Genomic DNA, 14,003 nt, shown 5'->3' with positions numbered 1-14,003 from the left:
ATCTTATTCTTCACGTCCAAAACGTTTCATTTCTTCCAATGGTTCGATGATGGCTTCATTTTCCCAAGCTGATTTATCGAAGGCATTTAATTGAAGAAACGGGACTTCCTTTTTTTGGTCTATTGTTTTGAAACTTTCCAGATCCTCATTGTTGAAGCCCGTAAGGAGAAATTCTTCTTTGCTACGATTGTCACCTTCTATTTTAAAACTAAATCCTATTTTGTTTTTTTGAGCACTGTTTTCGATCAATTTAAAATCACGATTCACGTAAAAATAACTCCCTTTAATACGCTTAATATATTTCGGTTGATAGGTGTTATCCTCCTGCTTTTCAAAAATATACGTCCCTTCACTCAGGTTTTCAACATATTTTACCCCCAATATTAAACGCAAGTTAAACTTGGAGCCGTGACGCGATTTGTAATACGTGTAATCCACTCGTGTAATTGCAAAATCACTCTGATTAACAACCATCGTACCGGTGAGCTTGGATTTAGCGCGTCGCGGTTTAAAACGGATGATATAAACAAGTTCATCATTGTTATAATTAATATCCTCCAAGGTATATTCATAGCGCTTGGGATCGATAAGTGTATTTAAAAATGAACTCTGCGTAAAGGTGGCTTTTTTTACCAGACCAAAGGTGCTATATTTTAAATCGTTAACCTGGTAGGTGGTGGGCTTATCACTTTTCAGCTCTTCTTCTTTAATTGACATGGAATCTTCTACCTTAAAAATGCCTGTTTTTACTTTATAGGTCTTTGTCGTATCCAGATATTTTAAAACAAGGGACTTTGCCTTCTCTTCGACTGTTTCTAATGAAAAATCCGACTTGTGATCCAATAATTTGGTCACTTTTCCAACCTCTAATTTACTCGTGTCTCTATTTAAGGTGTGAAGATGTCCAGTAAGATCCGTAAAATGAACAATATTACTACTAATAATGTCATTTGAAAGTTGGGTAAATTCCTTGTTGGCAAGATCCAGGTTTTTCGAAGATACGTGCGAGGCTTTTTCAATTTCAAAGTCCAGATGCTCGAAATCGACATGTTCGGTCCTGCGATAAAAGAGCTTATAGTTGTTCAGATCAATATTATAATTCGTAGGCACTAGACGTCGTACGCGAGCCATGATCGAATCCACAGATGGTCTTTTATTACTTAAATACACGGTTTCAAGTTGATTCACGGCAGCTTCTAGGTAGATGATACCATTATTGGATTTTATGGCCTCTGTATCGAGTTGAATGGTTTGATACCCCATGCATGAAATGGTAATCGTGGTGGTCTCCCTGTTATTGGTATTCAGGGTAAAAACACCTTCTTCATTGGAAATAACACCGGTATGCATCCCGGTTTTTATGGTAGCATAGGCTATGGGGCTACCATTTTCTTTGTCGATAAGTTTGGCAGTGATACTTTGTGCGTTTAATGATACTGAAAGGCTTAATGTAAGAATACCCAGAATAAAGTTTCTCATTAACTATGGTTTGTTAGGATGACGAATTATATACTATATTGTTACATAGTTTAAAAAATAGTTATGAGTGGCGAAAAAGATTTAAGGACTTTGGTGAAATTCATGAATCCCAGATTAAATGATGGAGAGTATGTATTTGTTGTTGCTGACGATTCACAAACTATCGAACGATCCAAAACCCTATTCGAATTTAAGGAAATGGAAGGAAGAACAATTGTTTTGCTGAAAGACATCGCAGACCAGTTAGGACTTTCATACAATTACGTTATGTCATGGATCACATTACATGTTCATTCGTCATTAGAAGCCGTGGGGTTAACAGCTGTATTTTCTTCAGCTTTAGCGGAACATCATTTGAGTTGCAACGTCATTTCCGGGTATTACCATGACCATATTTTTATACCAAAGGAAGATGCTGAAAAGGCCTTGAAAGTCCTTAAACACCTGTCAGACACTTATGAATGAATCTTATGGTCATTCAAGATAGAAAAACAAAGCAAGGAGCAATGCGATGAACATTACCTCTTATAAATCCTTGCTTTGTTTTATAAAATTTTAAAAGTTAAAATTTAGGCGACCAAAGACATAGGTACCGTCAGACCCCATTTGCACGGAATCAGCGAGACCACCCTGATCAGTCCAACCATCAAATTGAGGCGTCGGATATTTGTTAAATAAGTTATTGGCTCCAATACTTAATTTGACATTATCAAAAATTTGATATCCAAGACTCACATCTACAACCATTGCGGCCTTATATATATCTGTCGCTACATCATAAAGTGCATTGGCCTCGGCCTGGGTTGTTGCCGGTGAATCTACCCACTGGAAATCCTGCAACGTGACCTCACTAAATTGAGTCAGGGATACCGAGGCATCGAATTTATTATTAGTATAGCCCAAGTTTAATCCAAATTTATAATCGGGTGCGGCAGCTTCCAAGTAGGCTTGTGAGAATGGACCAAAGAAGGTAAATTCATTTAAGTTACCATTTTTAATGTCTTTTATTTTCAAATCATTGATATTTCCAATCAAGCCTAATTTCAGGTTGCCTTCAGTTCCGATACCCGTTTCATATCCCAAAACAATATCCACTCCGCTGGTTCTCGTGTCGACACCATTGGCAAAAAACTGGGCGGCATCGACATTTAAAGGTCCAAGAACGTTTTGATCAGTAAAATTATCAGTTAGAATAATACGATCGTCGACAGTTATGGAATAAGCATCCACGGTGGCTGTAAAGTTTCCTGTTTTAAACGTAAAACCTATGCTGGCATTAACCGCCTTTTCCTCATTTAACTGTCCAATACCAAAAGCTTTGGTAACCGTGCTGTTATTGGCGGACAACAGAGAAGGCACCGATTCTCCCGCTACAATATTATTGAATATGAGGTTGTAATAAAGTTGAGCCAAAGAAGGCGCTCTAAATCCGGTTGAAATGGATCCTCTTAATGCAAAATCATCACCAAGTTTAAGTCTGCTGGCCAACTTAACGTTAAAGGTATTCCCAAAATCGCTGTAGTCTTCAAATCGTACAGCGGCACCTATCATAAAAGTTTCACTGGCATTAAGCTCAGTATCAAAATAGATTCCATAATTAGTTCGACTTCTGTCCACTTCATTGGCTGGGCTATACCCGGGAAATCCTTGTGAACCTCCAGGTAAATCATCGCCATTGGAATCGAAGGCCACAGTCTGATCTGCAGGATTGGTAATAATCACTCCATTGGTATCATATAAACCGTAGGAAGGTGCCTCACCGGCGAAGATGCCAAAATTTTCAGTTCTATATTCAAAACCGAATGCTAAGCTCAAACCAGACGCCACGTCGTCGATGTACTTGTTAAAATCCAGACCGGTGGTATTTTGCGACAAATAATGTCCACCAGCATCAAAATCTGTTGGAGAGGCATCTTGCATGGAGGCATTATTGCTGCCTTTGATATAATAATGAAAATTATTTTTTCCAAACGTATTATTGAAGTCCACATTCCATCCATTATCCAATTGATGTCTTACCCCCACAGAAACGGAGACATCGGTAATATTTGATGTAATTCTGGGCGTAAATCCATTTGGGTATAGGCTGGGTACCGAACGATTATCACCATCATCAAAACTGTCTCTGGAAAAAGCAAAGGCATCAGTATCTCTATAGTTTCTGCCTCCAAACGCATATACTTCAGTCTTGTCGTTTACCGGTAAGGAACCGTTCACCATAAAATTAAATCCATCTACCCCAGCACTGCCATATCCTTTTCGCCATACAAACCCCGGTCTTAATGTTCGGTCCTTCGATAGAAATTCGGTTGTGAAATTAATATATCCGCCTAGATCATTGAGAGGCACTCCATAATTGGCATCTATTTTAACTGTAGCCCCATCAAAACTTTTGTCCTTTCCATCCAGCCGATTCTTACCTTCGACGTTGTAGAGGGTCTCTCCAGTGGCTTCCTCCCAACCATCACCAATAGCCGTACTGTAGGCACCATAAGTTATTCCTCCTGAGAACCCATCAGTATTATCCTTTAAGACAATATTTATAACACCGGCTATAGCATCAGATCCGTATTGGGCAGAGGCACCATCTCTCAATACTTCAATACGCTTTATAGCGAAGGCAGGTATGGCATTTAAGTCGGTCCCTGAATTACCCCGACCGCGAGTTCCAAAAATATTGACCAATGATGACTGGTGTCTGCGTTTTCCATTGATTAATACTAAGGTTTGGTCAGGTCCTAAACCACGCAGTGAGGCAGGAACAATATGGTCTGCTCCATCTGATCCGGACTGTCTTGTAGCATTAAAGGACGGTGCTGCATATTGCAGAATATCATTCACCTCAACTTTTCCTGTAGTTGAAGCTATTCCAGAAACATCCAGCACATCTACAGGAACCGGGGTATCCGTCGCTGTTCTTCGAGGACTGCGCGAACCTACTAAAATAACTTCGTCTAAGCTGACACCTTCTTCTAAGGTAATATTTAAAATAGATTGATCACCTACGGCAATTCTTACCGTATTATAACCCACATAGCTAAAGATCAATGTGGCATTCTCTCCCACAGTAATGGAATAATTACCATCAAAATCTGTGGTTGCTCCCTTCGATGTTCCATCTTCGGTAATATTAACCCCAGGGAGCGGTGTTCCGTTGGCATCAATTACAACTCCGGTAACGTTTTGCTGAGCCGTTAACCAAAAGGTGCTCAGTAGAAGCAAATAAAAATAGCAGTGTTTCATAAGTACATATTTTTGAGTTAGTTACACTAATATAGTTTAAACTTTTGTTTGAGACTAAACAGCGTATCTTTTTTTCTGTTTTTAAAATGTTCTGTAAATCATTTATATATTATTCGGTGTATAAAAAATTACTGAAAAACATTTAATATAATATATCTTTGCACCTGCTTGTGAAATCGGGCCCAAATAAAATATATGTAATGTTATGAAAGCAGGTATTGTAGGATTACCAAATGTGGGAAAATCGACTTTGTTTAATTGTCTGTCCAACGCCAAAGCACAAAGTGCAAATTTTCCATTTTGTACAATCGAACCGAATATTGGTGTTGTAAATGTTCCGGATCAGCGACTTCAAACATTGGAATCTCTTGTAAAACCGGAGCGTGTTGTGCCAGCAACCGTTGAGATCGTCGATATAGCGGGTTTAGTAAAAGGGGCCAGTAAAGGTGAAGGTCTGGGTAATCAATTCCTGGGAAATATCAGAGAGACTGATGCTATTTTGCACGTGTTGCGCTGCTTTGACAACGATAATATTGTACATGTAGACGGAAGTATTGATCCTATTCGGGACAAGGAGACCATCGATATGGAATTACAACTCAAAGATCTGGAAACTGTCGAAAAAAAGCTGGATAAGGTGCGAAGGGCGGCAAAAACAGGTAATAAAGAGGCGCAAAAGGAAGAGGCCGTCCTCGACAAGCTAAAATCAGGTTTGGAAACGGGTACCTCAGTTCGTGCCTTAGCGTTTAGCGAAGATGATTATAATGATTATGTAAAGCCTTTGCAATGCCTAACAGATAAACCGGTGATGTACATATGCAATGTCGATGAAGCCTCTGCAGTGACTGGAAATCGGTATGTCGATTTGATTAAAGAAGCGGTTAAGGGAGAACGGGCCGAAGTTTTGGTTTTGGCGGTAGGAACAGAGGCCGACATTAACGAATTGGACGATTATGACGAGCGTCAATTATTTTTGGAGGATATGGGTCTTGAAGAACCCGGTTCTTCCAAACTCATTCGCGGCGCATACAAACTGCTAAATCAGCAGACGTATTTTACTGCGGGTGTTAAGGAGGTTCGTGCCTGGACGGTTACAGTCGGGGCAACAGCACCCCAGGCAGCCGGGGTTATACATACCGATTTTGAAAAAGGATTCATTCGGGCTGAAGTTATAGCCTATAATGATTACGTTCACTATGGGAGTGAGGCCAAAGTGAAAGAGGCGGGTAAAATGCGTGTTGAAGGAAAGAACTATGTCGTTAAGGATGGTGACGTGATGCACTTCCTTTTTAATGTCTAATTTTTAATGAATTACAGTTCAGTTCCCTCTTTTTTATGATTTGCTATTCGCCCAGTGGGGTGTTCTAAAATTGATAACAGCAATTCCTGCCTTTTAAACCGCTTATCTCAAAAGGGTTTAAACTTTTTCCATTACTTACCTAAAACTTAATTCGATTTATTTTTACTGTACAATGGAATACGGTAGGATAGGGTATAGCCATATCCCACACCTATACCGCTGGTATCGTAAGTTTTATTGAAACCCGGAATGTAGAGATTTTCAAATCCGGTTGGTTCGGTTTCACTGATAAGCCCTTTGAGTTGCACATTTAAGCCCAGGTATAAATTGTTGAAAAGTTCCGCCTTTATACCGATGATTATTTCAATCCACATGGCCGTTAGCCCACTAAACTTCTCACTTTCCGAAGAACTGAACTGCGGTGCCCAATACTGGTCGGTACTGTAAATTTGAAATGAATTTCTCGTATGGCTAAAGGTACTGGCACCAAGTCGGAACCCCGAATAAATCATATTATCCATGTCCAACCAGTTCTGGTATAAATTATAATCAATACCACCCTTTAAATAACTACCTGAGGTCGTAACGTTGAGATAATCTGTGATGGTACTTTTTTCTTCAACACCGAGTTCACCTGCAACATAAAGTCTGTTCTTCAGGCGATAATCTGCAACCACCTCGAAGCCGCTGTAATCATCATCGACAAATGAGCGAATGAGTTTGCCCAGGTCACCACCTAAACGCAGACCATATTTTAATTTATAGGTAACCGAATCCTGGGGTATAGCGGGTAAACTATCATTCTGTGCTTGGGAGGACACACAAAACAGCAGAACCATGAGTCCCGTCTTAATGGTATAAATTAAAGTGTGTCGTCGTTTCATCTTCAATAGATTGATTGTCGGTTAGCGATTCTTTCAATTTTATCCAATTATCAGCATCATTATTTACAGTAAGGGTCACATTCCTGAATACGGTCTTATAACCGCAAGCTCGAGAGACATAAATCGATTCGGTAGAATAGCTTATTGAAATGATATCCTCGTTACCTTCTGTAAAGTCATCATCTGGATTATCCGGAGTTCCGTTATCGTTTATGCTGTAGTTGATATGAAGCCGGTATGCCGTCACGTTCGCATCTGTTCGTAAGGGCAAAACGATCTTATTCGTTGCCCCTATAACGTTATACCCCGGTAATACGGCATCATTATCTATGCCCTGTACACGAAAGTCAAATACATTTTTTTGTTCTTCCTGAATGGCAAAATCATATAAGTCAATGATTAACCGTGGGGTGGTAGGCGTATTTTCTGGGCAGATATCATCTCGTTCACAACCAAAATGACTAAGACCAATCAATACGAACAGAAGGAGGCGTATGCTTTTCATAAGGTTAATTATCAGTTTCTCGACGTTCCAAAAGTACGACATTTTCGACATGATATGTCTGTGGAAACATATCGACAGCCTGAGTCTTTGTAACCTTGTAAATAGCATTCATCAATGCCAGATCCCTGGCCTGAGTAGCACTGTTACAACTTACGTAAACGACTTTTTTAGGACTAATATTCAGTATTTGCTGTACGACATCTTTATGCATGCCATCACGTGGAGGATCGGTAATAATAACATCCGGACGCCCATGAATACTTATAAATTGGTCGTTAAACAGGTGTTTCATATCTCCAACGAAAAAGTCCGCATTATCAATTTTATTCTGTTGTGCATTTTCCTTGGCAGCGCTTATGGCATCCGGAACCGATTCAATACCAATGACCTTCTTCGCCCTATTGGCAATAAACTGTGCTATGGTTCCTGTACCGGTATACAAATCGTATACCAATTCCGATCCTGACAATCCGGCAAAATCGCGTACTAATTTATATAAGGCATAAGCCTGTTCTGAGTTGGTCTGATAAAAGGATTTTGCATTGATCTTAAATCGTAAACCCTCCATTTCTTCATTAATATGATCTTTTCCTTTATAGCAAAATATGTCCTGATCATAGATGGTATCGTTTGCTTTTGTATTAATGACATAGAGTAAGGAGGTGATCTCAGGAAATGCTCCACTGATATAATCAAGCAGCAATTCGCGTTTGGCAACATGATCCTTAAAGAACTGAATTAATACCATGAGTTCACCTGTGCTTGATGTTCGAATCATCATAGTTCGAAGAAACCCGGTCTGATGACGCGTATTAAAGAATTCCAAATCGTTTTTGATGGCAAACTGTTTTACGGCATTCCTAATGGCATTTGACGGATCGGCTTGCAGGTGACAGTGCTCAATATCCAGTATTTTGTCCCACATTCCGGGGATATGAAAGCCGAGTGCATTTTTATTGTCTATCGCTGCCTGAGATTCAATTTCCTCCTGGGATAACCAACGGCTGTCACTAAAGGAAAATTCCATCTTGTTTCGGTAGTAATAGTGTTTCTTCGAACCAATAATGGGTAAGACCTCGGGTAAGGTGATATGACCAATACGGGTTAAATTGTTAATCACCTCCTTTTGCTTATAAAACAACTGATATTCATAGGCCATGTTTTGCCATTTACATCCACCACAAACTCCAAAATGCCGGCATTCCGGTTCGGTACGCTTTTGCGAGAGGGTATGGAAATTAATGGCCTTACCTTCATAATACGCCTTACGTTTTTTAAAGGTCTGCACGTCCACAACATCTCCGGGAACGGCATTGGGCAAAAATATGACTTTCCCATCCGGCGCCTTTGCAATGCTTTTCCCTTTTGCTCCTGCGTCAAGTACTTCGATGTTTTCAAAATGTTGTTTTCCGCTTTTTCTTCGTGGCATGCTGCAAAAATACTAATCGCGTTAAATAAAACTATTAACTTTAAATGATTTTGAGTCGAATATGAAAAAATAATTGAACCTATTTTATTTTTTGAAGTCTATAATATGGAGTCACACTGTAAATGCTGGTAGTTAAGCTAAGCGCTTTTTAAATGGGTAAGAACGATCGTATAATTGATGGTAAATTGGTTTTAGAATGGCAGTCAGGTCAACAAGGGGCTTTAATAAAATTAGTACGACGTTGGCATAGAACCTTCTGTGATAAGGCCTATTGGGTAGTGAAAGATGCCGATCTGGCAAAGGATATTGCACAAGACTCCTGGCATACCATAATAAATAACATAAGCAAGCTCAAGGATCCCTATAGTTTTGGTTCATGGGCTTCTCGAATCGTTTATACCAAGTCCATTGATGCCCTAAAGGCCATGAACAAGATTGAGACCATGCAGAATCAATTGCGACAGCAAATAGACACCAACGAAAAAGATGGATCTGAAAGTGCTGATAACGATAATATTAAACAGCACATCTTAGACGCTGTTTACCGATTACCCCATCGGCAACAACAGGTTATAAGATTGTTCTATGTTCAGGAGTATTCCCTAAAGGACATCAGTACGATACTGGACATATCGGTAGGGACAGCCAAATCCAGATTATATCATGCCAGAGAAAAATTAAAATAACTTATAAAATTTAGGAATTATGAAGCATAAAATGGAAGACATTGACCAATTAATTAAAGACACATTAAACGAAGAAGAAGCCAAATTTTATGACGCACTGGATGAACAGAATTTATTTCAAATGCTCGGGGGTCTGTTTAAAGGCAAAAATTCCTGGCTGGCCCTGGTGCTAAACATTATAATCGCCATTGTATTTGGATTATTGATTTATTGTATCATAAAAACCTTTGATACCAATAATACAAACGACCTCATAATATGGGTGGGAGGTGTGATCCTGTGCTTTTTCATGATAAGCATGTTGAAACTATATATGTGGATGCAAATGCACAGAAATGCGCTTATGAGAGAAATGAAAAGAATGGAATTACAAATTTCTTCACTTTCAGGTAGAATAATTGAGTAAGATTTTATAATACAAGGCATATTTACTAACTTGCATACCTATCTAAGGATGATTTCTCTCCCACGCTGAATTTTCGTCCCGATGACTATTGGGATTCTCGAAAGGATAAAGGTATAGTAGGAATGGTTATTTTACTCGCTTAGCGAGAATTAATGAGTCGTATTTGCACTAATATTAGTGTCAAATGGTGTCTTTTACAAAGACATAAACTTTAAATGATTATAAAATGGCTGTTTTAGAAAACATGACATCACAACACGCAATTGCATTAGAGAACAGGTATGGTGCCCAAAATTATCATCCGCTCCCGGTTGTTTTAACACGGGGAGAGGGCGTGTATGTTTGGGATGTGGAAGGCAAACGGTATTACGATTTTTTGTCTGCCTATTCTGCAGTAAACCAGGGCCACTGTCACCCGAAAATCATCAGTGCCTTGAGGCAGCAGGCGGAACGTTTAACCCTGACCTCAAGGGCTTTTTACAATGACCAACTGGGTATGTATGAAAAATACATTACGCAATACTTTGGTTTTGATAAGGTACTGCCAATGAATACGGGGGCCGAAGCTGTAGAAACGGCAATTAAACTGGCCCGTAAATGGGGCTATGAAAAGAAGGGAATTCCTGCAAATCATGCTAAAATTGTGGTTTGTCAAAATAATTTTCACGGAAGAACCGTGACCATAATTTCAGCGTCCAATGACCCGGTTGCCACGGAAAATTTTGGACCTTTTACACCGGGAATCCTATCGATTAGATATAACGATATCGACGCTCTTAGAGACGTTTTGGAAGATGAAAACATTGCAGCTTTTCTGGTTGAACCCATACAAGGTGAAGCCGGGGTTTATGTGCCAGATAAAAATTATATTAAGGAGGCCTATACACTCTGTAAAGAAAATAATGTGCTCTTTGTGGCAGATGAAGTGCAGACCGGTGTTGCGCGAACCGGTAAATTACTCGCTGTAGACCATTGCGGTATCAAACCTGATATTCTTATTTTGGGGAAGGCTCTTTCGGGTGGTGTTATTCCGGTATCAGCTGTATTGGCTGATAATGAGATCATGACCGTCATCAGACCCGGAAATCACGGGTCTACCTTTGGTGGCAATCCATTGGCATGTGCAGTGGCAAAGGCCGCTTTGAAGGTCGTAGAAGAAGAACATTTGGCCGAAAATGCTGAACGATTGGGTGAACTCTTCAGAGCTGCCATGCAGGATCTTGTGGATACAACGGACCTGGTGAGACTCGTTAGGGGCAAAGGGCTTTTAAATGCTATTGTTATAAACGATTCTGAAGACAGTTCAACCGCATGGGATATATGCATGAAACTTAGGGACAATGGCTTGTTGGCCAAACCAACGCATGGCAATATAATCCGTTTTGCACCTCCTTTGGTAATGACCCAGGATCAGTTAATGGAATGCATTGCTATTATTGGAAATACATTGAAAGCCTTCAGAACTTAAATAAGATAGGGCTATCTGTAAAATTGCACTTATTTTAAAGATAGCCCGATATATACTATTTATTGATTTTGCATTTGCTCCATGATCTCCTGAGATTGACTCATGATTTCATCCCATCCGACTGTTGCAATTCTGTATATGGTCATCACTAAATATAAGATGTTAATTATTAAGATGACCATCGCTACAATCTTTGCCGTTTGCATGGCCTTGACGCTGGAAGGATCGAAATTTTCCGGGGCGTCTTCAACCGATTTCAATTTGCTGTGGGCGATGTAAAATGCAATACCGGATAAGATGAACCCCAATCCACCAAAACAGCAGCATAAGAGGCCGAAGATAGCGAGGACGTAAACTAGAGTCGTGTTGAGTTTTTGTTGTTCCATAATGTATGTTTAATGGGTTAGTTTAATAGCGAAGTTTCCAACTATAATAATAACATTTAATATGACCAATACAGTGATTACTTTGGAGGCATATTTAAAATTATTAAAATGATTAATCGCAATTATTACAAATAATAATATGAGTGTATAGATAGCGGGATACATGTAAAAGGCCTCTGTGAATTCACCTTTCAGAACTAAAGATGCCGATCGCTGCATACCACATCCCAGGCATTCAAATCCGAGGAGTTTCTTATTCAAGCATGGTAACATGTAATCGTCAATACCCGACATAAATTGTAAAATTGTAGGGCTAATATATTAAATTTGTCTTATGAGTAAAAGATTTGATCATTTAATCCATTCCGCTCTTTCAACTAAATACCTTAATAGAACATGACATATTTAAATTACCTGCTGATTCTTATTGGCGCCATTGTGGCGATTTATGCCGAGGCTGGAGCGCATCAGAATGTATATGTTTTAATTGGCGGTATTTGCATTTTAATGATTGGTGTTTATCGAATTTCGAGGACCATTCCGAGTCGGCGAGATCGCGATGCGGATGATCAGATTGATGAAAAGGATGTATAATTCGAATAAGATCGTTGGTTTAAATGCATGTGATAAAGGTGATGATAATTGAATTTTACACATGTAAAACGCTTCTTTTATTCACTTTTAGAGATAAATTTTAGATGATGTCCTTTAAATTGGGAGATATAGTGGTCGTATTAGATGAGGATTTAACCGGTGTGGTAAGAGCCGTTCATGATACGCATGTCTCTATAGAAACAAAAGATGGATTTGTATTGGATTTTCCGTATGCTGCTCTAATTCTAAAACCAAAGGACAAGGCCTTTCATAGTGACCTGATGTCATCAGATGAAGTGGCTGACGTCATAGCTCAAAAAGCGGAACATCCCATAAGAAAACGGCCTGTAAAAAAGACGAAGCAAGGTAGCGCTCCTGCCATGGAAGTGGACCTTCATATTCATCAATTGATAGATTCTACCAAAGGTATGTCTAAGCATGACATGTTGAACCTACAACTGGATACCGCAAAACGCAAATTGGAATTTGCTATGAATAAACGCATTCAACGAATCGTCTTTATTCACGGGGTAGGAGAGGGTGTATTAAGACTGGAACTGGAGTATCTGTTTAAGCGCTACGATAATCTAAGGTTTTATGATGCCAACTATCAGAAATACGGATCCGGGGCCACAGAAGTTTATATTTACCAAAATGCAAATCCTAAAAATTAAAAATCAGGAGTCAATTTTCTGGTTTTGGAAGTGGCACCGTCTTCCAAAATTCCGAAATCAAAATCTTGTGTTATAATCTCTAAATTCACATCTTCAATATAGAGGGCAATGGAAAATGTCTGAAATATGGTGTGCTCACGGTACGCTACCGCCGGAACACTCAGGTTCACATCTTTATTTAAATAGTCAGCTCCCACATTGGGATCTTTAATGTCATTTGTAGGGTTGTTATCCTGTTCAACACTTTCCTCATCCCGTGTAGGAATACCATCGTCATCATCATCGGTATCCAGATAATCCGGAGTACCATCGCCATCGGTATCTTGAGCATTGGCTAAACCATCTTCATCCGAAAAATTGGGCTTCTCCGTAGTCGTAAATACATTGTCCCCATCATCGTCCTGATCTAAATAATTTGGAATTCCATCACCATCGGTGTCGTCATCTTCATAGTTCCCATTGCCGTTCAGATCTTCAAATTCAGCAGGTATGCCGTCATTGTCATCTTCTTCCAGGTCGACCGTGAAAATAGCAGTATCATTTGAACTTTCTCGATCTCCGGTTATAGTGATCTCGGAGGGGGGAATGGCATTGCAAAATAAGTTGGAGGGTAAATTGGTATTACTGTAGGTTCGGTAATTGAATGTATTTGAATTGGACCTTAGCTCCAGGGTCTCTCCGGCCGAAAGATCGAATAGATCCTCAAAATCCACATCATTGACCTCCAGGGACAACGATTCTGCCGGGTCGTTTTTAATTTTGTAAAAGACCAGGTCGCCACAACTTCTATAGGTATCATCAAAATCAAATTCGATGGTTAAGATATCTCCATCGTCACAGGAGCTTTGAAAAAAAAGACCTAAGGTCAGTACAGCAAATAATACCTTTCGCATGGTTTGGGTTTTAGGCAAAAATAATAGAATTGTATTTTATAACGCGTGATATTGAT

At 39.5% G+C, this 14,003-nt stretch carries 15 protein-coding genes; 7 read left to right on the top strand and 8 right to left on the bottom strand.

Translation table 11 applies throughout. The features are described from left to right. Positions 1 to 3: 3 nt before the first annotated feature. Positions 4 to 1,479 (bottom strand): carboxypeptidase-like regulatory domain-containing protein, encoded by a 1,476-nt coding sequence (locus MR041_RS10705; RefSeq protein WP_242093748.1) that lies wholly within the window; start codon positions 1,477 to 1,479, stop codon positions 4 to 6. Between the two features lie 63 nt (positions 1,480 to 1,542). Here MR041_RS10705 and MR041_RS10700 point away from each other — a divergent pair, with 63 nt between their 5' ends. Continuing rightward, the gene (locus MR041_RS10700; protein WP_242093746.1) at positions 1,543 to 1,944 is read left to right on the top strand and encodes an ACT domain-containing protein; all 402 of its coding nucleotides are present in this window, start codon (positions 1,543 to 1,545) and stop codon (positions 1,942 to 1,944) included. 90 nt (positions 1,945 to 2,034) lie between these two features. On the opposite strand, the gene MR041_RS10695 is transcribed toward MR041_RS10700, so the two are convergent. Next, positions 2,035 to 4,722, bottom strand: a complete 2,688-nt coding sequence (locus MR041_RS10695) for a TonB-dependent receptor (RefSeq protein ID WP_242093744.1) — start codon at positions 4,720 to 4,722, stop codon at positions 2,035 to 2,037. 205 nt (positions 4,723 to 4,927) lie between these two features. Here MR041_RS10695 and ychF point away from each other — a divergent pair, with 205 nt between their 5' ends. Continuing rightward, entirely contained in the window at positions 4,928 to 6,022 is a 1,095-nt protein-coding gene (gene ychF / locus MR041_RS10690; RefSeq protein ID WP_242093743.1) for a redox-regulated ATPase YchF, read from the top strand. Between the two features lie 146 nt (positions 6,023 to 6,168). On the opposite strand, the gene MR041_RS10685 is transcribed toward ychF, so the two are convergent. From MR041_RS10685 to rlmD, 3 genes are read right to left on the bottom strand one after another with little or no spacing between them, the layout of a single operon-like run. Next, positions 6,169 to 6,906 carry a DUF6048 family protein gene (locus MR041_RS10685; protein ID WP_242093741.1) on the bottom strand — a complete coding sequence of 246 codons (738 nt, stop codon included), beginning with the start codon at positions 6,904 to 6,906 and terminating at the stop codon, positions 6,169 to 6,171. Beyond that, positions 6,872 to 7,411, bottom strand: coding sequence for a DUF6452 family protein (locus MR041_RS10680; RefSeq protein ID WP_242093739.1), 540 nt, complete (start codon positions 7,409 to 7,411; stop codon positions 6,872 to 6,874). The genes MR041_RS10685 and MR041_RS10680 overlap by 35 nt, the downstream gene beginning before the upstream one ends. A gap of 4 nt (positions 7,412 to 7,415) precedes the next feature. Beyond that, positions 7,416 to 8,840, bottom strand: coding sequence for a 23S rRNA (uracil(1939)-C(5))-methyltransferase RlmD (gene rlmD, locus MR041_RS10675; RefSeq protein ID WP_242093737.1), 1,425 nt, complete (start codon positions 8,838 to 8,840; stop codon positions 7,416 to 7,418). A gap of 152 nt (positions 8,841 to 8,992) precedes the next feature. Here rlmD and MR041_RS10670 point away from each other — a divergent pair, with 152 nt between their 5' ends. The 3 genes from MR041_RS10670 (at position 8,993) to rocD (ending at position 11,400) form a co-directional block, all read left to right on the top strand. Next, positions 8,993 to 9,526, top strand: coding sequence for an RNA polymerase sigma factor (locus MR041_RS10670; protein ID WP_242093735.1), 534 nt, complete (start codon positions 8,993 to 8,995; stop codon positions 9,524 to 9,526). 19 nt (positions 9,527 to 9,545) lie between these two features. Then, complete coding sequence (locus MR041_RS10665; RefSeq protein WP_242093734.1) at positions 9,546 to 9,932, top strand: DUF6768 family protein; 387 nt, start codon at positions 9,546 to 9,548, stop codon at positions 9,930 to 9,932. A gap of 226 nt (positions 9,933 to 10,158) precedes the next feature. After that, positions 10,159 to 11,400, top strand: coding sequence for an ornithine--oxo-acid transaminase (rocD, locus tag MR041_RS10660; RefSeq protein ID WP_242093732.1), 1,242 nt, complete (start codon positions 10,159 to 10,161; stop codon positions 11,398 to 11,400). A 59-nt stretch (positions 11,401 to 11,459) separates the two neighbouring features. Here rocD and MR041_RS10655 read toward each other — a convergent pair whose 3' ends face one another. Beyond that, the gene (locus MR041_RS10655) at positions 11,460 to 11,786 is read right to left on the bottom strand and encodes a CCC motif membrane protein (RefSeq protein WP_242093730.1); all 327 of its coding nucleotides are present in this window, start codon (positions 11,784 to 11,786) and stop codon (positions 11,460 to 11,462) included. Positions 11,787 to 11,795: 9 nt separating this feature from the next. Beyond that, complete coding sequence (locus MR041_RS10650; protein WP_339328755.1) at positions 11,796 to 12,047, bottom strand: DUF2752 domain-containing protein; 252 nt, start codon at positions 12,045 to 12,047, stop codon at positions 11,796 to 11,798. A gap of 135 nt (positions 12,048 to 12,182) precedes the next feature. Between MR041_RS10650 and MR041_RS10645 the strand changes: the two genes are divergently transcribed. Together MR041_RS10645 and MR041_RS10640 are read left to right on the top strand one after the other, a co-directional pair. Beyond that, positions 12,183 to 12,380, top strand: coding sequence for a hypothetical protein (locus MR041_RS10645; protein ID WP_242093726.1), 198 nt, complete (start codon positions 12,183 to 12,185; stop codon positions 12,378 to 12,380). 104 nt (positions 12,381 to 12,484) lie between these two features. Next, on the top strand, positions 12,485 to 13,054 hold the full coding sequence (locus MR041_RS10640; RefSeq protein ID WP_339328754.1) for a Smr/MutS family protein: 570 nt from the start codon (positions 12,485 to 12,487) through the stop codon (positions 13,052 to 13,054). On the opposite strand, the gene MR041_RS10635 is transcribed toward MR041_RS10640, so the two are convergent. Further along, on the bottom strand, positions 13,051 to 13,947 hold the full coding sequence (locus MR041_RS10635; protein WP_242093724.1) for a hypothetical protein: 897 nt from the start codon (positions 13,945 to 13,947) through the stop codon (positions 13,051 to 13,053). The two genes, MR041_RS10640 and MR041_RS10635, sit on opposite strands and share 4 nt — an antisense overlap. Positions 13,948 to 14,003 lie beyond the last annotated feature (56 nt).

The organism is Aestuariivivens sediminicola (assembly GCF_022662015.1).
Taxonomy (GTDB): Bacteria; Bacteroidota; Bacteroidia; order Flavobacteriales; family Flavobacteriaceae; genus Aestuariivivens; species Aestuariivivens sediminicola.
This window is presented reverse-complemented; position numbering and strand designations above follow the sequence as displayed.